The sequence below is a fragment of the Micromonospora sp. NPDC048830 genome (assembly GCF_043198215.1).
GTDB lineage: Bacteria > Actinomycetota > Actinomycetes > Mycobacteriales > Micromonosporaceae > Micromonospora.
In genome coordinates, this window is record NZ_JBICUP010000038.1 from 1 (window position 1) to 21,583 (window position 21,583).

The window sequence follows — 21,583 nt, forward strand, 5'->3', positions numbered from 1 at the left end:
CCTTTCGGATCCAGGTAAGCCATCGGACCCAGGAACCTCCCTTCGAGTTCCTCCCGGCTGCGCCGGGGATACAACCAGGCGCCTCGTGGCGCACCCCCTCGTTCCAGCTTGCCCACCCACCGGAAGTCAACGTAATGCGCAGCGACGTCGCGGCCAGGGAAGGCTCGCGCCAACTCGGCGTTGACCGCATCTGCCAGCTCGGCGCGGGACAAGGACTGCCCCGGCCTGTTAGGCGACCGCGTGCGAGCGCGGGCATTTCTCAGCTGAGCGTTCGGCGTGATCACCGTCTCCGCGTGGCGAGCCACGCAATCCTCCTCTTTGCAGAAATGCCATCACGTGTTGTGCGGCGATCTGAAGGTTGTGCGTTCAGCATGCCCTTGACGCTGGCAAGCCGCCACCCTTCTTCCCCGTTGCCGGAGCGGCTGGACATCGCGTAGCTGCACCCGACCCGAGCGGCGGGTGAGGCAGCAGCGCGGTAGGTCCGAGCCGACGGCGAAGCATTGTTGGTGGCCCGTTGCTCACAATGTCTCCTGGCGGTAGGCCAGGCCGGAATTGCGATGCTCTTCGAGCTGGCGCGATTACTGTGGGCTCGCGACACTTCGGGGGAGGGCGCTCGGTGGTGGAACTTCGCGTCGAGCCGGCGGTGCTGGCCAGGGCAGCACGGTTGCCAATGAACTGCGCGACGAGCTGCGAAAGAGTGCGGCCGACCTGGTAGGCGAGACCAATGCCGCAGCGGCCGAACTTGGTGGATGGCAGACGCGGTCGGCGCTCGATCAGTTTCGATAGTCATGGTCGGAAGACCTGTCGAGGTGGAGGGGCCGTGCGTGTCGTGTAGCGGATGTGTGACGACGGCGACCCCCGCCCGTTCGGGGTCGCCGTCTGGTCACCGCCTACCCGGGGGACTGGGTGAGGTCGATGGTCCGGGTCAGGTCGAGCGGACGGGCGGTGACGGTCAGCGGGGCGGCCGGGTCGGTCCGGACCGGGCCGCCGTGGCGTTGGAAGCTGGCCGTCCACCGCTGGAAGCCCCGACCGGTGGCCCGCATGACGTCCTTCGCCGGCACCGGCTCGCCGTCGCGGCCGGTGGCGGTGATGACCACCGCGTCGACGCCGGGGTCCTTCCACGCCCCTTCCTGGAGGGCCCCGGTCTGCTCTTCGTCGATCACCTCGACCACCAGCGACAGCCCGTTCGGCCCGTCGACCACACCCCAGTGCAGCAGGGCGATGCCGGCGACTCGGCCGAGCAGGGCCGGCGGGGCGAGCAGCCGCGGTGTGGGAACCTGCATGGCGGTCACCCTATCCATCCACCGGCCCTGGCCTGGGTCACATCGAGCAGGACAGCACCGGCTCGTACGTGCCCACGGCCCCGCCGATGTAGACGCCTCGGGCGTAGACGTCGACGGTGTTGCGGTACTTACGGCGGCCAAGGTTGTCGCAGCCGAGACCGCCGTAGGCCGACGCCACCCGCTGGCTGCGCCAGCCGGAGTCGATGGACCCCTCCTCCTGAAAGACGACGCACCACCAGTCGGAGCAGGTCGACTCCAGCGTAACGATGATCCGATGCGGCCAGTCCCGGTAGTTGTCGCAGGTCTGCTCGCCGCCGAAGTCCAGCGTCCAGGTCGAGATCATGCGCGGCCCGGTGAAGTTGCCGGTGCAGTACGAGATCGGGTAGGCCAAGGTGCCGGCCCCGCCGGGCTTCTGAGCCTGCTGTACCTGCCAGCGGCCGTCCTCGTTGACGACCAGTTTCAGGCCGGCCTTCTGCGCCTCCGGGCTGGTAGTGGCCGTGTAGGTCACCTTCGGCTGGGTGCCCTGGTCGGCGGGGACGGCGGGTTCGGGCGTGGCGGCCTGCGCCGGGGCCGCGGCGACGAGGCCGGCGCCGGCCAGGACGACGGCTGCGGCGAGCCGGAGGAGATGCGGGGTGCGCACGTGTGGTGCCTCCTTCTCTAGGAATGGTTGCTCTCGAGCGGCCGGGTGTGCCGTACGAAGCCTCACCGAGTACGCCTTACACGCTCACTTATCGTGAACGAGGGAGGAATACCGACTTGCGGTCCGACTTCGCTGTCGCCCCGTGTCGTATCCCGCCATGGATGCCTGGCAGGTGGATGATCTAGGCCGTGTCTGGTCGATCTCGGGTGAGGTCGTGTAGCCAGATCTTCATCGTGGCGATGTCGACGGTGGCCCGGTACATGTAGTCGCGCTTGTCGTACCTGGTCGCGACCGCCCGGAACTGCTTGAGCTTGTTGAACGCCCGCTCAGCGGTGTTGCGCTGCTTGTAGCGCTCCCGGTCGAAGGTCGGTGGCCGGCCGCCGCGAGATCCCTTCTTGCGGCGGTTGGCCACCTGGTCAGCCTTGACCGGGATCGTGGCCTAGATGCCGCGGCGGCGTAGGTGAGAACGGATGGTCTTCGAGCTGTACGCCTTGTCAGCCAGGACAAACCCGGGGCGCGTACGGGGCCGGCCGACCCGGCGGGCAATCCGGATGGCGGCCATGACCTGCGTGAAGCCGGGTGCAGTCGGCCCGCTGCCCGCACGTGGTGTGCCGGGCGATCGGACGGCAACGCCGGTCAGCCAGGTACCGTCCATCGCCCACCTACGTTTCCGCTGATAGACCGTCTTCCACGGACCGAACCGCTCCGGCAGGTCACGCCACGGAATCCCAGTACGTTCCCGGTACAAGGTCCCGGAGATGGTCGTCCGGTGATCACGCCACCGGCCCCCACGCGACGAGTCCGCTGACAGCAACGGCGCCAGCAGCACCCACTCGTCATCGGTCAGTTCATGCCGTCACGACATGCCAATCTATCTACCGGATCCACCCTCGAAGATCCACAAGACTCGCCCTAGGAGACCCGCTCGCCGCGCAGTTCGGCGACCGCCACCCTCGCCGCCTGCGCGATCAGCGCGTCGTCGTGGGAGGCGTCCCTGTCGTCGCGGCGGGACAGCACGGCGAGCACGATCGGGTCGCCGCCGGTCGGCCACACCACGGCGATGTCGTTGCGGGTGCCGAACCCGCCCGTGCCGCTCTTGTCGCCGACCTCCCATCCGGCGGGCACCCCGGCCCGGATCAGCGTCGCTCCGGTCGGGTTGCCCCTGAGCCAGTCCACCAGCACGGCGCGGTCCTCGGCGGAGAGGGCGTCGCCGAGCGCGTACCCCCGCAGGTCCGTCGCCAGGGCTCGCGCCGTGCTGGTGTCCCGGACGTCGCCCGGGGCGGCCTCGTTGAGGTCGGGCTCGACGCGCGCGACCTCGGTGACCCGGTCGCCGAGGTCGCGCAGCGCCCGCTCCAGCCCCTCCGGCCCGCCGAGCCGGGCCAGCAGCAGGTTCCCAGCGGTGTTGTCGCTGTACCGCACCGCCGCGTCGGCCAGCGCCCGCAGCGTCATCCCGTCCGCGACGTGCTTGCCGGTGACCGGCGAGTACGGCACGAGGTCGCTCATCTTGTAGCGGACGACCTCGTCGAGCTGCGCCGACGACGTCTCGTCCAGCACCGCCGCGGCGGCGAGGGCCTTGATCGTGGAGGCGTAGGCGAACCGCTCGTCGGGGCGGTATGCGACGGTGCGGCCGGACCCGGTGTCCACCGCGTACACGCCGAGCCGCGCGCCGAAGCGGGCCTCCAGCCGCCCGAAGCCCGGGTCCGACGAGCCGGTGGCGGCCGGGCCCGCCGACGCGTCGGCGGCGGAGGCGGGCGGCGCGGGAGCCGACGGGGTGGGGGTGTCGGTGGACGTGCAGGCGGCGGGCGCGGCGAGCGCCAGGACGGCGCACGCCAGGACGGCGCGGCGTCGGGCAGAGAACGTCATCCCCGTGGTTCCCTCCGTGAAACGCCCCCGACGGGAGCGTGTCGACACCGTCACCGTACGCTCACGTCGGCGACACCACGGGGCGGATGGCCTCCGAACAGCGGGCGGGATACGCCGGGAGAGGGTCAGAGGGCGACGACGGCGGCCGTCTCCGCCGGCAGCTCCAGTCCGTCGCGCATCACCGTGACCCCGGTGCCGGTGGTCAGCAGTACGCTGCGCACCACGCCGGGCAGGGTGACCCGCTGAGGCTTGCCGGCGAGGTTCGCCACCACCAGGCACTCGCCGCGCCGCACGAGCAGGAACCGGTCGCCGTGGCGGACGTCGACGTCGTACAGCCGGGGGTCGGACAGGTCGGACCGGCTCCTGCGCAGCGCGATCAGCCGCCGGTAGAAGTCGTACATCCGGCGGTGTTCGGGCTTGTCCAGCTCGGCCCAGTCGAGCCGGGAGCGCAGGAAGGTCTCCCGGTCCTGCGGGTCCGCCACGTCGCCCGCCGGCCAACCGTGGGCGGCGAACTCCCGCCGCCGGCCGGCGGCCACCGCCGCCGCCAGCTCCGGCTCCGGGTGGCTGGTGAAGAACTGCCAGGGGGTACTGGCCGCCCACTCCTCGCCCATGAACAGCATCGGCGTGAACGGGGCGGTGAGCAGCAGCGTCGCCCCCACCCGCAGCAGCGCCGGGGACAGCGTCGCGGCGAGCCGGTCGCCGGTGGCCCGGTTGCCGACCTGGTCGTGGTTCTGCAGGTACGCCACGAAGCGGTGCCCCGGGACGCGCTGCCGGTCGACGGGGCGGCCGTGGCTGCGGTTGCGGAAGCTGGACCAGGTGCCGGCGTGGAAGTACCCGCCGGTGAGCACGTCGGCCAGGCTCTCCAGCGAGCCGAAGTCGCCGTAGTAGCCCTGCCGCTCCCCGGTGAGCACGGTGTGCAGGGCGTGGTGGGCGTCGTCGTTCCACTGGGCGTGCAGGCCGTACCCGCCGGCCTCGCGGGGGGTGATCAGCCGGGGATCGTTGAGGTCGGACTCGGCGATCAGCGCCAGCGGCCGACCCAGGTGGGTCGACAGCGCCTCCACCTCGATCGCCAGTTCCTCCAGCAGGTGGGTGGCGCGGGTGTCCGGCATCGCGTGCACGGCGTCCAGGCGCAGGCCGTCGACGTGGTAGTCGCGCAGCCACATCAGCACGCTGTCGACGACGTAGCGGCGGACCTCGTCCGACTGCGGGCCGTCGAGGTTGACGGCGCGCCCCCACGGGTTGCTGCGCTCCCTGAGGTAGGGGCCGAACGTCGGCGCGTAGGCCCCGGAGGGCCCGAAATGGTGGTAGACGACGTCGAGGATCACCCCCAGCCCCTTGGCGTGGGCGGCGTCGACGAGGCGTTTCAGCCCGTCGGGACCGCCGTACGGCTCGTGCGGGGCGAACCAGCAGACGCCGTCGTAACCCCAGTTGCGCTCGCCGTCGAACGCGTTGACCGGCAGCAGCTCGACCATGTCGACGCCGAGGTCGACGACGTGGTCGAGGCGGTCGATCACCGCGTCGAAGGTGCCCTCCGGGGTGAACGTGCCGACGTGCAGCTCGTACAGGATGCCGCCGGGCAGCTGGCGGCCGGTCCAGGCGACGTCGGTCCAGCGGAACGCCGCGTGGTCGTAGAGCCGGCTCGGGCCGTGCACCCCGGCCGGCTGCCAGGCGGAGCGGGGGTCGGGCAGCGCCCGGTCGGAGTCGTCGAGGACGAAGGCGTAGTCGGTGCCGGGGCCCGTGCCGGGCGCCTCCGCCCGCCACCAGCCGCCCGACACGGAGATCATCTCGCGGTCGCGCCCGCCGGGCAGGCGCAGCCGGACGCGGGCGGCTTCGGGCGCCCACACCGTGAACTCGGTCATCGTGCCTCCACGGACTCGGCGGACGCCAGCAGCGCCACGGGGAAGGTGGCCAGGAGGTCGGAAAGCAGCAGCTCACCGCCACTGTAGACCCCTCCGGCGGTGGGGGCCAGGTCGAAGCCGGGGCGCACCCCCGGTACGTGGGGCCGACCCCCGCGCCCGCGGGGCCGGTCGAGGGGCGGAGGACGTGGTCACGGCGCCCGCTCCAGGACGACCAGTGAGCGGTCCGGGACGCAGATCGCGCCGCCCGCCTCGACGAGGGTCGACTTCTCCGGGTCGGGTTCGGCCGTGCTGATCACCAGCTCCCAGCGACTACCGAACTCCTGGCCGGGCAGGGTGAAGTCCAACGGCCCGTCGTGGGCGTTGAAGCAGAGCAGGAACGAGTCGTCCCGGTGGCGCTGGCCGTACTGGCCGCGCTCACGGATGCCGTCGCCGTTGACGAACAGCGCCACCGCGCGGCCGAAGTCGTCGCCCCAGTCCTCGCCGGTCATCTCCCGCCCGTCGGGGGTGTACCAGGCCAGGTCGGGCAGGTCGGAGCCGGCGGCCCGGCCGCCCACGGGCAGGCCGGTGAAGAACCGGCGGCGGCGGAACACCTGGTGCCGGCGGCGGAAGGCGACCAGCCCTCGGACGAACTCCAGCAGCGACCCGTCGGCGTGCGCCCAGTCGACCCAGGCCAGCTCGTTGTCCTGGCAGTAGGCGTTGTTGTTGCCGCGCTGGGTGCGGCCCAGCTCGTCGCCGTGGCCGATCATCGGCACGCCCTGGGACAGCAGCAGGGTGGCCAGGAAGTTGCGCCGCTGCCGCGCCCGCAGGGCCAGCACGCCGGGGTCGTCGGTGTCGCCCTCGACGCCGCAGTTCCAGGACCGGTTGTGGCTCTCGCCGTCCCGGTTCTCCTCGCCGTTGGCCTCGTTGCGCTTCGCGTCGTACGACACGAGGTCGGCGAGGGTGAACCCGTCGTGGCAGGTGACGAAGTTGATGCTGTGGAAGGGGCGGCGGCCGTCGTCCTGGTAGAGGTCGGCGGAGCCGGAGATCCGGGAGGCGAACTCGGCGAGGGTGGCGGGCTCGCCGCGCCAGAAGTCCCGCACGGTGTCGCGGTACTTGCCGTTCCACTCGGTCCACATCGGCGGGAAGTTGCCCACCTGGTAGCCGCCCGGGCCGACGTCCCACGGCTCGGCGATCAGCTTGACCTGGCTGACCACCGGGTCCTGCTGGACCACCTCGAAGAACGTGGAGAGGCGGTCGACCTCGTAGAACTCGCGGGCCAGGGTCGCGGCGAGGTCGAAGCGGAACCCGTCGACGTGCATCTCCTGCACCCAGTAGCGCAGCGAGTCCATGATCAGTTGCAGGGAGTGCGGGCTGCGCACGTTGAGGCTGTTGCCGGTGCCGGTGTAGTCGACGAAGTACCGCCGGTCGGACTCGGCGAGCCGGTAGTAGCTGGGATTGTCGATCCCCTTGAAGCTCAGCGTCGGGCCCAGGTGGTTGCCCTCGGCGGTGTGGTTGTAGACGACGTCGAGGATGACCTCGATGCCGGCGGCGTGCAGCGCCCTGACCATGCCGCGGAACTCCTGCACCTGCTGGCCGAGGGGGCCGGTGGCGGAGTAGCCGTGGTGCGGGGCGAAGAAGCCGATCGTGTTGTAGCCCCAGTAGTTGCGCAGCCCCAGGTCGGCCAGCCGGTGGTCGTGCACGAACTGGTGCACCGGCATCAGCTCGATCGCGGTGATCCCGAGCCGGGTCAGGTGCTCGATCATCGGCGGCGAGGCGATGGCCGCGTACGTGCCGCGCAGCTCGTCGGGGATGTCGGGGTGGCGCATGGTCAGGCCGCGCACGTGCGCCTCGTAGATCACCGAGTGGTGGTACGGGGTGCGCGGCGGCCTGTCGTTGCCCCAGTCGAAGTACGGGTTCACCACGACGGACCTCGGCACGTACGGGGCCGAGTCGGTCTCCGACATCCGCTCCGGGTCGCCCAGGTCGTGGTCGTAGACGGCGGGGTGCCACTCGACGTCCCCGTCGATCGCCTTCGCGTACGGGTCGAGCAGCAGCTTGTGCGGGTTGCAGCGCAGCCCCTCGGCCGGGGCGTACGGGCCGTGGACGCGGTAGCCGTACCGCTGCCCCGGCTCGACGCCCGGCAGGTACGCGTGCCAGACGTAGGCGTCGACCTCGCGCAGCTCGATCCGGCGCTCCGAGGTGGCGTCCCCTTCGTCGAAGAGGCACAGCTCCACCCGCTCGGCCACCTCGGAGAAGATCGCGAAGTTGGTGCCCATCCCGTCGTAGGTCGCCCCCAGGGGATACCGCTCGCCCGGCCAGACCTGCATGTCGCTCCCTTGTCAAGAACAGGAGCGCCCCGGATCGGCTGCCGGGCGCGCACGCCGCTAATGCCCGGCCGGCCGTCGACCCAATCCACCCGTTCGGGCCATCACCAGATCCGCCCAGCCGACCCGGAATCGGGCTTTCGGGTGTCTTCGCTCACGGACGGCCCTCCCGGGATGCGGTTCGGCCCCGGATGCCCTATTCCTTGATGCGGGCGTCCGCGCCCGACCCATCCGGCCCCCTGGCCGTCCCCTCTTCTTCTTTTCCGCCGGCATCGTCGCCGGCGCGCCTCACCCTGCACGGACGGAGTTTTGTTGTGAACATCCTGCGGTCCGGCGAGCCCACCGCCGCCGCCACCGACCGGGCCTGCCGGCCGGTCCCCACCTCGCGGCCCTCGACCCCGCAGTCCGCCGACCCGGGCCCGGCGCCGGGGACCCAGCGGATCCTGATGCTGTCCTGGGAGTACCCGCCGGTGCTCGTCGGCGGCCTCGGCCGCCACGTCCACGCCCTCTCCGTCGCCCTCGCCGCCGCCGGCCACCACGTCACCGTCATCACCCGCCACGCCCCCGGCGCACCCCTCGAGGAATACGCCGACGGCGTCCGCATCCTGCGCGCCCCCGAAGACCCCGTCACCTTCCCCCTCGCCACCGGCAGCCTCCTCGCGTGGACCATGGCCTTCAACCACACCCTCACCCGCACCGCCCTGCGCGCCAGCGAAGCCGAGACCTACGACACCATCCACGCCCACGACTGGCTCGTCGCCCACACCGCCATCACCCTGCGCGACCACCTCGACCTCCCCCTCGTCACCACCGTCCACGCCACCGAAGCCGGCCGACACCAGGGCTGGCTCCCCGACGAGATGAACCGCACCATCCACGGCGTCGAACACTGGCTCAGCACCGAGTCCAACCGCGTGATCGCCTGCTCCGGCTACCTGCGCGACGAGGTGACGGCGCTGTTCGGCGTGCCGACGGCCCGGGTCGACGTGGTGCCCAACGGCGTGGAGCCGCACCGCTGGCACGTCCCGGCCGCGGCGGTCGCGTCCGCGCGCGCCCGGTTCGCCGGCGACGGCCCCCTGGTCACGTTCGCCGGCCGGCTGGTGTACGAGAAGGGCGTGCAGCACCTGCTCGCCGGGCTGCCCCGGCTGCGGGAGCGGCACCCCGGGCTGCGCGCGGTGATCGTCGGCGACGGGCCGTACAAGCCGGAGCTGGAGGCCGACGTGCAGCGGCTCGGCCTCGGCGGCGCGGTCAGCATGCCGGGCTTCCTCGGCGGCACCGACCTGCCCGCGGTGATGGCCGCCTCGGACTGCTTCGCGGTGCCGAGCATCTACGAGCCGTTCGGCATGGTCGCCCTGGAGGGCGCGGCGGCCGGGGCGCCGCTGGCCGTCTCCGCCACCGGCGGGCTCGCCGAGATCGTGGAGCCCGGCGTCACCGGGATGACGTTCGCCCCGCAGGACCCGGACGGGCTCAGCGAGGCGGTGCACGCGCTGCTGTCGGACACCGAGCGCGCCCGGACACTGGCCCGGCGGGCCCGCGCGCTGGTGCACCAGCGGTACGGCTGGGCGTCGATCGCGCAGCGCACCGCGGCGGCGTACGCGGCGGCGGTCGCCTCGGCGCCGGCGTTCACGGCCGAGCGGGCCGCCCGGCGGATGGCCGAGGGCCGCACCGCGCCGCGGATCGCCGAGGGCAACCTGCTCGCCACCGCGGGCCTGCGGTAAGGCCCGTTGACACTTCCGGTGGAGCAGGGCGCCTGTTGACGCGTCTCCCGCCGGAACGCGGCGGGAGACGCGGACGGGCCGCCCACCCCGGCTGGGGTCGGCGGCCCGTCGTCGTGAGCCTGCGGGTCAGCGCTCCGCGAGCGGGGCGTACGCCCGCTCGGGGGAACCGGTGTAGACCTGCCGCGGCCGGCCGATCTTGGTCTCCGGGTCGTTGATCATCTCGCGCCACTGGGCGATCCAGCCGGGGAGCCGGCCGAGGGCGAAGAGCACGGTGAACATCTTCGTCGGGAAGCCCATGGCCTTGTAGATCAGGCCGGTGTAGAAGTCGACGTTCGGGTAGAGCCGGCGGGAGACGAAGAAGTCGTCCGCGAGGGCGATCTCCTCCAGCTGCACCGCGATGTCCAGCAGCGGGTCCGGCTTGGACATCCGGCCGAGCACGTCCTGGGCGGCCTGCTTGACGATGGCGGCGCGCGGGTCGTAGTTCTTGTAGACCCGGTGGCCGAAGCCCATCAGCTTCACGCCCTCCTGCCGGTCCTTGACCTTCTGCACGAAGGTCCGGACGTCGCCGCCGTCGGCCTGGATCCGCTGCAGCATCTCCAGCACGGCCTGGTTGGCGCCGCCGTGCAGCGGCCCGAACAGCGCGTTCACGCCGGCCGAGACCGAGGCGAAGAGGTTGGCGTTGCTGGAGCCGACCAGCCGCACGGTGGAGGTGGAGCAGTTCTGCTCGTGGTCGGCGTGCAGGACGAACAGCATGTCCAGCACCCGGGCCATCACCGGGTCGACCTCGTACGCCTCCGCCGGCACGCCGAACGTCATCCGCAGGAAGTTCTCCACGTACCCGAGGGAGTTGTCCGGGTACAGCAGCGGCTGGCCGATGGACTTCTTGTACGCGTACGACGCGATGGTGGGGACCTTCGCCATCAGCCGGACCATCGACATCTCGACGTGCTCGGCGTCGAACGGGTCCAGGCTGTCCTGGTAGAAGGTGGAGATGGCGCTGACGGCAGAGGACAGCACGGCCATCGGGTGGGCGTCGCGGGGGAAGCCGTCGAAGAACCGGCGCATCTCCTCGTGCAGCAGCGAGTGCCGCCGGATCCGCTCGCCGAACTCGGTCAGCTGCTGCTGGCTCGGCAGCTCCCCGTAGATCAGCAGGTAGGAGACCTCCAGGAAGGAGGACTTCTCGGCGAGCTGCTCGATCGGGTAGCCCCGGTACCGCAGGATGCCCGCGTCGCCGTCGATGTACGTGATCGCGGACGAGCAGGCCGCGGTGTTGACGAAGCCGGGGTCGTACGTCGTCATCCCGGTGTCCTTGAGCAGCTTGCTCACCACGAGCCCGTCGGGGCCTTCGACCGCCGACCGTACCGGCATCGAAAGCTGCCCACCGGGGTGATCGAGCTTGACTTCCGTCATGTGGTTCCTCGCTTCGCCGGCAGATCTGCGTTGAAATTGCCTTCGCTTTCACCGTAAACACGGTTGCGTGGACACCGCCCGCCGTGGTTCGGCGGTGAGGCATGCGTCACGCGATTCCCGACCAGCACACGGGGAAACCCGTCGGTCCGGGCGCCGCCGGGAGGCGCCGCGGGCGGTCAGGGGAATGTCCGGCAGGGCCCGGGGGACGCTCTCACGACACCGGGAAGCACCCGGGCGGCGCGCCGAACCGCGGCAAAGCGCCAAAGGGTCTCCTGCCAGGCGCGGAGGCGCTGACAGTGGCCCCTCCTTCCGAAACTCTCAGGAAAGACTCAGCCGGCGCAGGTCGTCGTCGGCCGCGACCCGGTACACGTCCAGGCGGTTGGCGCCGGCCCGGAACAGGGAGTCGTCGGCCAGCAGCGCGGCGAAGCGACGGCCGCCGGGGTCCGCCGGCACCACCGGCACGACGGCCCCGACCCGGCCGTTGACCGCCACCGCGAGCAGCGTGCCGTCGCCGACGGCCGGCGGGACGGTGCCCCAGACCAGGGCCGGCAGTTGGCCGCTCGCCGGGTCGACGGCGGCGAACGCGGCGAGGTTGGCGACCCGGGCCGTGCCGCCACCCGGCCGCTCCCCCACGGTCGTGCCGACCAGCGGGTGCGGCCGCGGCGCGGGCGGCGGGGCGGGCACCCCGCCGGGAAAGGTGACGGGCTCGCCGGGGCGGTCGTAGAACCGCTTGTCGGCGCGCTCGCGCGCCGGCTGTCGGGCGGAGCGCCCGTCGACGGGCCAGGGGATCCGCACCCCGGCGGCGTCGGCGACGGTGGGCAGCAGGTCGACGTGCTCCCAGTTGCGGTCGTCGATCCGGCCGGCCCGCTGGCCGGGTTCCTTGACGAACGTCGGTACCCAGGTCACCTCCCCGGGCGCCGCCCGGATGGCGTCCATCCCCCGCCCCTGGAAGCCCCTGGTGAAGCTGACCCCGTGGTCGGCGGTGACCACCAGCAGGGCCCTGTCGTACAGGCCGGTGGCGCGCAGGGTGCGCAGCGTCTCGCCGATCAGCCGGTCGGTGTACGCCAGCTGCGCCAGGTGCCGTTGCCGGGCCAGGTCCACCCAGCCCTCGCCGTCGTTCGGCAGGTCCTGCGGGGCGTCGTACCGGGCGCCGGACGGCAGGTACGTCCACGGCGGGTGCGGCATCAGCAGGTGCAGGAAGTGCAGGGTGGGCCGGTCGCTCGGGCGCAGCCCCGCGAGGAAGGTGGTGAACCGGGCCGGCTGGTTGTCGTTCAGGTTGGCCCAGCGGAACCTCGGGTCGGCCGGCGCCGGCTCGGCGGCGTCCAGGCCGGCCTCGGCGGCGGTCAGCTCGCGGTAGGACTCCTCCGGGTCGATCCGGCTGTCCACGGGGGCGGCGAGCCGGCCCAGCAGCCTGCCGCTCTCCCGGACCAGGGTGCCCAGCCCCTGGGCCGGGCTGACCGGCTGGTCGCAGCGGCTGGGCGGGCAGAGCCGGGTGATGCTCTCCTCGGCGCGGATGTCGTACAGGCCGCCGAGGGCGGTGAACAGGTTGTCGGGGTACTGCGAGTAGTGCGGGGCGAGCGGCTGCGCGGGATACCGGCCGGTGAGCATGGCCGGCAGCGCGTACGGCGTCCAGCCGCTGACCCCGGTGGCGTTGCGGTACCAGGTGGAGGCGTCCGCCAGCTCCGCGAAGTGCGGGTAGCGGGCGGCGTCGATCCGGCCGTCCGGGCCCAGCAGGGAGACCAGCGGCAGCTCGTCGAGGACCAGCATGACCACCGGCGGGTGCTCACCCGGCCCTGCCACGGCGGCGGCGCCGGAGTGGCCGCGCGGCAGCACCACCGCCGAGGCCGGGGATGCGAACAGGAACAGCGCCACGAAGACCAGCGGCCCGGCCGCGGCCACCCGCAGCACCCGGCCCGGCCCGCGCCACCGCCGGTGGGCGGCCGCCCCGGCCGCGCCGGCCACCGCCGCCACCAGCAGCAGCGGTACGCCCCGCAGCGGCGTGGCCTGCCGCCCCACCTGGACGGCGAGAGCCGCGAGCAGCAGGCCGACGAGCCCGGTGTGCACCGCCGCCCGCACGACCCGCCCGGCCAGCCGGCTCGCCACGCCGAGCAGGGCGACCGGCAGGGTGGGCGCCAGGGCGACCAGCGCCACCAGGGCCAGGATCTCGCCCTGCGTGGCCCGGTGGAACAGGAAGAAGTCGGGGCTGCGGCCGAGCACGTCGAGCACCGGCTGGGTGACCACCAGCCCGACCAGCGCGACGACCTCCAGCAGCCGACCCAGCTCGGGCCGCCACCAGCCGGGGCCGCCGGTGCGGCCAGGGGCCGGGACGGAGGCCACCGGGTCGGGGGCCGGCCGGTCGGGCGCCGGGGCGGGGGCCGGCCGGTCGGGCGCCGGGGCGGGCGCCGGGGGCGCCGGGGTCGCGTCAGCCACCCACCACCGCCTGGTACAGCGTGCGGGTGCCACAGGGCAGCTCGACCCGCCGCTGCACACGGCACCGGGCGGCGAGCAGCCGCGCGAACTCCTCCGGGTGGTAGTCGGCGAAGAGGCCGGCCGGCTTGTTGGCCAGCAGGCGCCGGGCCATCGGGTCGTCGGGGTGGACGAACTCGACCACCAGCCGGCCGCCCGGGGCGCAGGCGGCGGCGAGCTGGTCGACCACCTCGGCCAGCGGCACGTTGCGCCCGATCGCCAGGTGGTGGACCACCGCCAGGGCCAGGACCAGGTCCGCGCGCGCCCGGGCGGTGAAGCCGGCCCGCTCGACGCCGCGCCAACCGCCGCCGGGCGACGGGTCGGCCAGGTCCATCACCAGCGGCAGGATCCGCCGCTCGTACCCGGCGCGCAGCGTCGCGTACAGCTGGTCGACCACGGCCGGGTCCTGCTCGACCGCGACGACGTAGCCGGCGTGCCGGGCGGCGATCCGGGCGTACCGGCCGTCGTTGGCGCCGAGGTCGAGCACCAGGCCGGGACGGGGGCCGTCGGCCAGCGCCACCTCGACGAACCGCTCCTTGGCCGCCCGGTCCTGCCCGGAGTAGGTGCAGGTGCGCTGGTAGTCGACCCAGTGGGTGGTGGCGGCGGCGGGCCGCAGCCGGCGGACCAGCCGCTCGATGCGGCGCACGGCGGCCAGGGCCAGCTCCCGGGAGTACCCGGCCGTGCGCAGTTCGGCCTGGACCTCGCTGGTGCTCGCGGTGGCGTGCCGCCGTTGCAGGGCGCCGTGCAGGTGCACGTGGGTGGGCACGCCGGACCGCAGCCGGCGTGCCCCGCCGAAGAGCCGCCGCATCTGCTCCGGGGGGATGCCGTCCACCTGGGCGCGCAGCCAGGGCTGGAAGTCCACGCCGAGGTGGGCGGTGAGCAGCAGCGGGTAGAGCATGGTCTGGCAGAACTGCCGGTACCCGGCCCACGGCTCGCCGTCGCGGGCGGGCTCGAACGAGCCGACGTCGATGAAGACCGGCCGGGCGCCCCGCCACTGCAGGTTGTAGGCCGAGCCGTCCTTCGTGGTGAAGCCGGCCGGCAGCGCCGCGCGCAGGATCTCCAGGTGCAGCAGCGTCGCGTCGCGCAGCATCCCGAACGACCACTCGTACGGGTGGGAGACGAACGGGATACGCTCGTGGCGCAGCACCGCCGCCCACGGCGTCCCGTCCGGCGTCGGGAACCGCGCCGGCTCGACCGGCTCGGTGCCGCACACCTTGCCCGCGGCGAGCAGGGCCGGGAAGAAGTCGCTGGCGGCCAGGGCCTGCCACTGCTCGGCCGCCCGGGCGCGCAGGCCACGCAGCACCTCGCCGCCGGAGTAGAAGACCTGGTTGTCGGGGTCGCGGAACGAGCCCGGCTCGACCCGGACGTCGGTGTCGGAGACGATCATGCGCCGCGCCCGGTCAGGGGCGGTCGGTGGGCTGCCGGCGGAACCGGGCCCTCAGCCGACGCCAGTAGAGCTTGGCGGCCACCGCCGCGCCGGCCGCCCCGCCGACCACCGCCTGCACGATGAGGCTGCCGGATCCCGCGTCCAGGTAGGCCAGGTGCATCACGGCCGTTCCTTCCCCTCGCCGTCGTGTGGGACCGGCGGACCCGGGCGCACCACGCTGGGGTGTTTCGACCCGGAAAGCCGGACTTGTTCCTTTGCCACCGTACGCTGCCCGACCGTCCCGCGTAGCCCACACCGACCACCCGGCCCGCGTCCGATTCGTTCAAGACGCCGGGCCGGGCCCGGCCGTACGGTTCGCGGCATGACACCTCGTTTCGACCTGATCGGCATGGCGGTCACCGACATGGCCCGCACCCTCGACTTCTACCGGCGCCTCGGCGTGCAGATCCCGGCCGGCGCGGAGACGGAACCGCACGTGGAGGTCGCCCTCCCCGGCGGCGTACGGCTGGCCTGGGACGCGGTCGAGATGGTCCGCACCTTCGACCCCGACTGGGCCCCGCCCACCGGCAGCCCCCGGATCAACCTGGCCTTCCGCTGCGCCGACCCGGCGGAGGTCGACCGCCGCTGGGCCGAGCTGACCGGCGCCGGGTTCCACGGCCACCTCGCGCCGTGGGACGCGTTCTGGGGCCAGCGGTACGCGGTCCTGCACGACCCGGACGGCAACGGCGTGGACCTGTTCGCCCCGCTGCCCGCCTCCTGACCACAGCCGCAGCGCGCAGCCGCCCGGCCGCTCCCGCCCCGGCGGCCCGGCCCCCCGCCACGCCACACCGCGCCACACCGCGCCGCGCCCAGCCTCCGCCCGCCCCGGCTCGGCCCGGTGATCAAGAGCTTTGCGTCACCCTTCGCGCCGCCGATGACGCAATTCTCTTGATCATCGCCCCGGCAACCGCTGCCCCGGCGACCGCGCCACGGGTGGCGGGTCAGCCGCGCAGCAGGGTGGCGGGCGGGACGCCGGCCAGGTCGCGGACGTCCCGGGTCAGGTGGGCCTGGTCGGCGTACCCGGCCCGGGCGGCGGCCTCGGCCAGCGGCACCCCGGCGCGGGCCAGGTCGAGGGCACGGCGCATCCGCAGGATGCGGGCGAGGGTCTTCGGGCCGTACCCGAACAGGTGCCGGCAGCGGCGGTGCAGCGCCCGCGCCCCGAGCCCGACCTCGGCGGCGCCGCCGCGACCGGCGCCCCGGCGGCCAGCCGGACGGCCAGGCGCGCACCGAGCGGATCGGCCCCGCCGGCGGCGCGCAGCCGGTCCCTGGCCAGGGACTCGAGGACGGCGGCGGGCCGGCCGGCGGCGGCCCGCTCGGCCGGCGCGGCGGCCGAGGGCCCCCACAGGTCGGCCAGCGGCGCCCGCCGGTCCCGCAGTTCGTCGGCGGGCACCCCGAGCACGGCCGGCGCGGCTCCGGGCGGCAGCCGCAGGCCCACCCAGCGCTCCCCGGGCCCGCTCGCCGACAGGTGCGCGGTGCGGTCCGGACCCGCGACGAGCAGCCCGCGCCGGCTCGACCAGAGCAGGTCGACGCACCCGTCGGGCAGCACCCGGACGGGCGCGACGCCGTCGCTGACGCTCTCCCACACGACCGCCCCGCCGACGACCCGGCTGACCCGCTCCCGGTACACGCCCCCCACCCTGCCACGCCACCGCCGCGCCTCGAACGGTGATCATGGGGTTGACGGTCGCTACGGGGCGCGGAACCGCCGCCAACCCCATGATCACGGGGCAGCCCGACGGGGACCCGGGCCGGCGGCGCCAGCGGGGCCCGTCCCAACTGCTCGCGCAGCTCGGCCAGCGGCACCGCGCCGGTCAACAGGGCCCGGCCGAGCCGGCCGACGCCGCGCAGGTCGGCCAGGGCGGTCGCCACGATGTCGACGCGGCTGTCCGGGTCGTCGACCCGGTCCACGGGCACCTCGTGGCTGCGCAGCCCCGCCCGCTGGTTCCCATGAGCGACCTATGCGTCGGCTGTGGAGTCCGCCGCCGGCAGGCGCACCGTGAACACGGTGCGGCCCGGCCGGCTCGCCACCTCGACCCGGCCGTGGTGGGCTTCCACCACGGCGGCCACGATGGCCAGGCCGAGGCCGGTGCTGCCGTGCGCCCGGGAGCGGGAGCTGTCGCCGCGGGCGAACCGCTCGAAGACCTCACCCTGCAGCTCGGCGGGGATGCCGGGGCCGTCGTCGGCGACGTCGAGGGCGACGCCGCCGGGCACGGCCGCGAGCCGGGTGGTGACGGTCGTCCCGGGTGGGGTGTGCACCCGCGCGTTGGCCAGCAGGTTGGCCACCACCTGGTGCAGCCGGGGGGCGTCGCCCGGCACGACCAGCTCCGCCTCGGGCAGGTCGAGCTGCCACCGGTGCTCCGGGCCGGCGACGTGCGCGTCGCTGACCGCGTCGACGACGAGGGCGGTCAGGTCCACCGGCTCGACGGCGAGGGGCCGGCCGGAGTCCAGCCGGGCCAGCAGCAGCAGGTCGTCGACGAGGCTGGTCATCCGGGCGCTCTCCGACTCGACCCGGCGCAGCGCGTGGGCCACGTCGGGCGGGACCCGGTCCCGGCCGCGCCGGGCCACCTCGGCGTACCCGCGGATCGCCGCGAGGGGCGTACGCAGCTCGTGGCTGGCGTCGGCGACGAACTGGCGTACCCGGGTCTCGCTGGCCTGGCGGGCGGCGAGCGCGGCGGCGACGTGGCCGAGCATCCGGTTGAGCGCGCCGCCGACCTGGCCGACCTCGGTGCGCGGGTCGGTGTCGGCGGCCGGCATCCGCACGGACAGGGCCACCTCGCCCCGGTCCAGGGGCAGCTCGGTGACCCGGGTGGCGGTGGCGGCGACGCGGCGCAGCGGGCGCAGCGTGACCTGGATGATCAGCGCGCCCAGGGAGCCGGCGACGAGCAGGCCGGCGGCGGCGACCCCGGCCTGGGCGAGCACCATCGCCCAGACGGTCTGCTCCACCTCGGTCAGCGGCAGCGCGAAGACCAGCACGTCGCCGTCGGGCGACCGCCGGGCGACCGCGCGGTAGTCGCCCTGCGCGCCGAGCTCCACCGTGCGCGGCCGGCCGTCGGCGGGCAGCCGGGCCAGCGGGGCGGCGGTGTCGGTCGCGAGGGTCTCGGTGGAGCTGGTCGCGGTACGGATGCGCGCCGCGTCGATCCGGCCGTCGGCCAGCCGTACGGCGATCGACCCGGTCGGGTACCCGGGCGGCGGCTCGATCTCGCGGCGCGACTCGACCGCGCCGGCGAACCACGGCGGCCGGGCGTCACGCCGCCGGTCCCCGGCCGTGAGCTGGTCGTCGACCTGACCCACCAGGTAGTGCCGCAGGGCCACCGTGGTCAGCCCGCCGATCGCGACGCTGACCAGCGCGAACAGCGCCACCACGGCGGCCACCAGCCGGGTACGCAGCGAGCGCCCGGCCAGCCAGCGGCGCAGCCGGTCAGTCGGCCGGCTTGAGGACATACCCCGCGCCCCGCAGCGTGTGGATCATCGGCTCCCGCCCGACGTCGATCTTCTTGCGCAGGTACGAGATGTAGAGCTCGACGACGTTGGCCTGCCCGCCGAAGTCGTAGTTCCAGACGTGGTCGAGGATCTGGGCCTTGCTGAGCACCCGCCGGGGGTTGCGCATCAGGTAGCGCAGCAACTCGAACTCGGTCGCGGTGAGCATGATCAACTGCCCGCCCCGGCGCACCTCGTGGCTGTCCTCGTCCAGGCTGAGGTCGCCGACGGTGAGCACCGCCTCCTCGCGGGCGGCGATCGCGAAGCCGGAGCGGCGCAGCAGCGCCCGCAGCCGGGCGATGACCTCCTCCAGGCTGAACGGCTTGGTGACGTAGTCGTCGCCGCCGACGGTGAGGCCGGCGATCCGCTCCTCCACCGCGTCGCGGGCGGTGAGGAAGAGCACGGGCACGGTGGGGCTGTGCTCGCGCAGCCGGCGCAGCACCTGGAAGCCGTCCAGGTCCGGCAGCATCACGTCGAGCACCACCGCGTCCGGCTGGAACTGCCGGGCCGTGTTGAGCGCCGCCGTCCCGGTGCCCGCCGTACGGACCTGCCAGCCCTCGTAGCGCAGCGCCATCGAGAGCAGGTCGGCCAGCGTCGACTCGTCGTCGACCACCAGCACCCGCACCGGTTCCCCGTCCGGCCGGCGCAGCTCGATCCGGCCCTGCGCGGCCTGTCCCTCCATGACCATGCCCCCATCGTGGGAGGGCGGCCTGTACGCCGCCTCGGCGGATCCTGTGTACCAGCTGTGCGGTCAGGGCCGGGCCCGGCCGCGCGGGTCACTCGGTCATGCCGGGCCCGGCCGCGCGGGTCACTCGGTCATGCCGAGCGCGTCGGTGCGGACGAAGCGCATCGTCCAGACGCCGGTGGCGTCCCGCCGGTCGCGCTCGTAGAGGTGGTCGGCCTGGGTGCCGGCCGGGGCCGCGGAGCCGTCCGGGTGGCGCAGCACCCACCGCGACGGCGGCGCCCCGTCCGGCCCGGCCGGCACCTCCCGGACCAGGTCATGGGCTGGCCCACCGACGAAGCGTACGGTCACCTCGGCCATCGCCCCTCCGTCCCGCCGCCGGCCGGGGCGCCGGGCGGATCGCCCCTTCCGACGGAAGCTACCGCACGGGCCGGGCCGGCGGGAGCGACACCAACCGGCTCGGTTTGCCCTGTTGGGGGGCCGGGTACGGGCGGAAAGAGGGACACGCGGCGGCGGACGAGGCGAGGAGCGGTCGATGAGGACGCTGGACGGGCGGTACGAGCTCGAACAGCGTATCGGGGTCGGCGGGATGTCGGAGGTCTGGCAGGCCCACGACCGGGTGCTGGATCGCGCCGTCGCCGTGAAGCTCATCTCCCCCGGCCGGGACGGGGACGGGTCGGTGGAGCGGATCCGGACCGAGGCCCGCTCGGCGGCCCGGCTGGTCCACCCGAACGTGGCCAGCGTGCACGACTTCGGCACCGCCGAGGCGCTGCCCGGGCTGGCGGTGCCGTTCATCGTGATGGAGCTGGCCGAGGGCGAGACGCTGGCCGTGCACCTGCGCTCCGGGCCGTTGGACTGGCGCATCGCGGTGCGGGTGTGCGCCGAGGTCGCGGCGGCCCTGGCGGCGGCGCACGCGCACGGCATCGTGCACCGCGACGTGAAGCCGGCCAACGTGATGCTCACCCCGACCGGGGTGAAGGTGCTGGACTTCGGCATCGCCACCCCGGCCGGCGCGGCCGACGAACTGCCGGACGGCATGGTGGTGGGCACGCCGGCGTACCTGGCGCCGGAGCAGTTCGAGCGGCAGCCGGCGACGCCGGCCGCCGACATGTATGCCCTCGGCGTGCTGCTCTACTACTGTCTGGCCGGCCGGCTGCCGTACCCGGCCGACAGCACCACCCAGTTGCTCGGGGCGCGCCGCCGGCAGCCGCCACAACCACTGCCGGCGGTCGACGGCCTACCGCCCGAGGTCGCGCAACTGTGCGGGCAGCTGATGGCCGACGAACCGGCGCGCCGGCCGACCAGCCTGGTGGCCGCGCTGCTGCTGGCCGAGGCGGTGGACGCCCGGGTGTACGTGCCGATGCTGGCCGCGGCCCCGCCCAGGCAGCGCCGCGAGCGGGTGTCCCCGTGGACCGCGGAGGCCGCGGCCGAGGCGACGCAGGCCGCGGCGCTCGGCGAAGGCACGGCACTCGGCGAAGGCACGGCACTCGGCGAGGGCACGGCCGGCCCGGGCCGGCACCGGGCGTCCTGACGGCGTCCGACTGACCGGCCGCGTCGGTCACCCAGGTGTCCCTCGGGTGGGCAGCACCAGCGGTTTCGCCGGCTCCGGGCCGGGTAGCCGGGCGGATGACTGAGGGGGGAACGCGATGCCGGATCCGAGTTCCTGGCTGCACGAGGCCACCGCGACCGCCGAGGGTGGCCACGTCCGTACCGACGACGGAGGGCTGTCGACCGCCCTGGCATCACCGCTGGCGCCGCACTGCACGGGCCTGACGCCCGAGCAACTGCTGGCCGCCGCGTTCGCGTCCTGCCTGCACCATGCGGCGGTAGAGGCGGCAGGGGAGATCACGGACGAGGCGCACACCGTGCAGGTCCGGGCCGAGGCCCGGCTGGGCCGTGACGACGACGGCCGCTACCGGGCCGACGTGCACGCCTCCATCTCCTCGGCGGGGCTGACCCGGCAGCAGCTCGCCGAGCTGGTCGAACACGCGGACCGCCTCTGGCCGTTCTCCAGCGGCGACAACACCCGGCACCGGCTCACGGTCACCCCGGCCGACAACGGCCGCCGCTGACCAGGCGGGCCGGCCGGTGCTGGGCGGCACTGGGCGGCACTGGGCGGCACTGGGCGGCATTGGGCGACGTCCGGCAGACCACGTCCGGCAGACCACGTCCGGCAGGCGAACGCGGTGGGCGAAACGCAACCGGCGGACATGGTCGGCGAACGCAACCTGCGGACATGGCCGCGGACGCGACCGGCGAACGCGACCGGCGGACATGGCCGGCGGGCGGGTGCGGCCCAGGTGTGTCGCGCGGGCGCTGCGGGCGCCGACGCTTTGTTGATCCACTCCGTGTCGCCGACATAGCGGAATCACCTGGAAATCTTGGTGCGAATCGGCCCCTCGGGGGGGGCCATTTCATACCAAGATCGCCTGGCGGCCCCGCCGGGGACCGCCTCG

17 protein-coding genes and 3 pseudogenes are annotated in these 21,583 nt (G+C 73.9%); 4 read left to right on the top strand and 16 right to left on the bottom strand.

Annotation, left to right across the window (positions count from 1 at the left end; translation table 11 throughout):
* Positions 1-890 precede the first annotated feature (890 nt).
* From ACGFIZ_RS26130 to glgX, 7 genes and pseudogenes are all read right to left on the bottom strand, one after another.
* Positions 891-1,283, bottom strand: coding sequence for a hypothetical protein (locus tag ACGFIZ_RS26130; RefSeq protein ID WP_393423400.1), 393 nt, complete (start codon positions 1,281-1,283; stop codon positions 891-893).
* Positions 1,284-1,320: 37 nt separating this feature from the next.
* The gene (locus tag ACGFIZ_RS26135; RefSeq protein ID WP_393423402.1) at positions 1,321-1,923 is read right to left on the bottom strand and encodes a hypothetical protein; all 603 of its coding nucleotides are present in this window, start codon (positions 1,921-1,923) and stop codon (positions 1,321-1,323) included.
* A gap of 181 nt (positions 1,924-2,104) precedes the next feature.
* Positions 2,105-2,770 (bottom strand): annotated as a pseudogene (locus ACGFIZ_RS26140) (transposase).
* 65 nt (positions 2,771-2,835) lie between these two features.
* A complete protein-coding gene (gene bla / locus ACGFIZ_RS26145) occupies positions 2,836-3,786 on the bottom strand; it encodes a class A beta-lactamase (protein WP_393423404.1) in 951 nt (316 codons plus the stop codon).
* 125 nt (positions 3,787-3,911) lie between these two features.
* A complete protein-coding gene (gene treZ, locus ACGFIZ_RS26150; RefSeq protein ID WP_393423406.1) occupies positions 3,912-5,645 on the bottom strand; it encodes a malto-oligosyltrehalose trehalohydrolase in 1,734 nt (577 codons plus the stop codon).
* Positions 5,642-5,773: a hypothetical protein gene (locus ACGFIZ_RS26155; protein WP_393423407.1), complete on the bottom strand. Its 132-nt coding sequence runs from the start codon at positions 5,771-5,773 to the stop codon at positions 5,642-5,644. Before ACGFIZ_RS26155 ends, treZ begins: the two co-directional genes overlap by 4 nt.
* Positions 5,774-5,833: 60 nt before the next feature.
* Positions 5,834-7,951, bottom strand: a complete 2,118-nt coding sequence (gene glgX, locus ACGFIZ_RS26160) for a glycogen debranching protein GlgX (protein WP_393423409.1) — start codon at positions 7,949-7,951, stop codon at positions 5,834-5,836.
* 311 nt (positions 7,952-8,262) lie between these two features.
* Between glgX and ACGFIZ_RS26165 the strand changes: the two genes are divergently transcribed.
* Positions 8,263-9,666: a glycosyltransferase family 4 protein gene (locus ACGFIZ_RS26165; protein ID WP_393423411.1), complete on the top strand. Its 1,404-nt coding sequence runs from the start codon at positions 8,263-8,265 to the stop codon at positions 9,664-9,666.
* Positions 9,667-9,792: 126 nt separating this feature from the next.
* Here the strand turns inward: ACGFIZ_RS26165 and ACGFIZ_RS26170 are convergent, their stop codons facing one another.
* The 4 genes from ACGFIZ_RS26170 to ACGFIZ_RS26185 form a co-directional block, all read right to left on the bottom strand.
* Complete coding sequence (locus ACGFIZ_RS26170; RefSeq protein WP_393423413.1) at positions 9,793-11,076, bottom strand: citrate synthase; 1,284 nt, start codon at positions 11,074-11,076, stop codon at positions 9,793-9,795.
* 318 nt (positions 11,077-11,394) lie between these two features.
* Entirely contained in the window at positions 11,395-13,506 is a 2,112-nt protein-coding gene (locus tag ACGFIZ_RS26175; RefSeq protein WP_393423415.1) for a sulfatase-like hydrolase/transferase, read from the bottom strand.
* Entirely contained in the window at positions 13,499-14,929 is a 1,431-nt protein-coding gene (locus ACGFIZ_RS26180) for a class I SAM-dependent methyltransferase (protein ID WP_393423417.1), read from the bottom strand. The genes ACGFIZ_RS26175 and ACGFIZ_RS26180 overlap by 8 nt, the downstream gene beginning before the upstream one ends.
* A 13-nt stretch (positions 14,930-14,942) precedes the next feature.
* The gene (locus ACGFIZ_RS26185) at positions 14,943-15,092 is read right to left on the bottom strand and encodes a hypothetical protein (protein WP_347668259.1); all 150 of its coding nucleotides are present in this window, start codon (positions 15,090-15,092) and stop codon (positions 14,943-14,945) included.
* 198 nt (positions 15,093-15,290) lie between these two features.
* Between ACGFIZ_RS26185 and ACGFIZ_RS26190 the strand changes: the two genes are divergently transcribed.
* A complete protein-coding gene (locus ACGFIZ_RS26190) occupies positions 15,291-15,689 on the top strand; it encodes a VOC family protein (protein WP_393423419.1) in 399 nt (132 codons plus the stop codon).
* A 220-nt stretch (positions 15,690-15,909) separates the two neighbouring features.
* On the opposite strand, the pseudogene ACGFIZ_RS26195 reads toward ACGFIZ_RS26190, so the two are convergent.
* The 5 genes and pseudogenes from ACGFIZ_RS26195 to ACGFIZ_RS26215 all read right to left on the bottom strand — a co-directional run bounded on the left by ACGFIZ_RS26195 (position 15,910) and on the right by ACGFIZ_RS26215 (position 19,487).
* Positions 15,910-16,595: pseudogene (locus ACGFIZ_RS26195) on the bottom strand (helix-turn-helix domain-containing protein).
* A gap of 95 nt (positions 16,596-16,690) precedes the next feature.
* Positions 16,691-16,909, bottom strand: a pseudogene (locus ACGFIZ_RS26200) (glycosyltransferase family 2 protein); the annotation flags it as partial.
* Between the two features lie 15 nt (positions 16,910-16,924).
* Positions 16,925-18,409, bottom strand: coding sequence for a sensor histidine kinase (locus tag ACGFIZ_RS26205; RefSeq protein WP_393423421.1), 1,485 nt, complete (start codon positions 18,407-18,409; stop codon positions 16,925-16,927).
* Positions 18,387-19,127 carry a response regulator transcription factor gene (locus ACGFIZ_RS26210; protein WP_393423507.1) on the bottom strand — a complete coding sequence of 247 codons (741 nt, stop codon included), beginning with the start codon at positions 19,125-19,127 and terminating at the stop codon, positions 18,387-18,389. Before ACGFIZ_RS26210 ends, ACGFIZ_RS26205 begins: the two co-directional genes overlap by 23 nt.
* 126 nt (positions 19,128-19,253) lie before the next feature.
* Entirely contained in the window at positions 19,254-19,487 is a 234-nt protein-coding gene (locus tag ACGFIZ_RS26215; RefSeq protein ID WP_393423423.1) for a hypothetical protein, read from the bottom strand.
* 175 nt (positions 19,488-19,662) lie between these two features.
* Here ACGFIZ_RS26215 and ACGFIZ_RS26220 point away from each other — a divergent pair, with 175 nt between their 5' ends.
* Together ACGFIZ_RS26220 and ACGFIZ_RS26225 are read left to right on the top strand one after the other, a co-directional pair.
* Positions 19,663-20,658, top strand: a complete 996-nt coding sequence (locus ACGFIZ_RS26220; protein WP_393423425.1) for a serine/threonine-protein kinase — start codon at positions 19,663-19,665, stop codon at positions 20,656-20,658.
* 115 nt (positions 20,659-20,773) lie between these two features.
* Positions 20,774-21,199, top strand: coding sequence for an OsmC family protein (locus tag ACGFIZ_RS26225; RefSeq protein WP_393423427.1), 426 nt, complete (start codon positions 20,774-20,776; stop codon positions 21,197-21,199).
* The last annotated feature ends 384 nt before the right edge of the window (positions 21,200-21,583 follow it).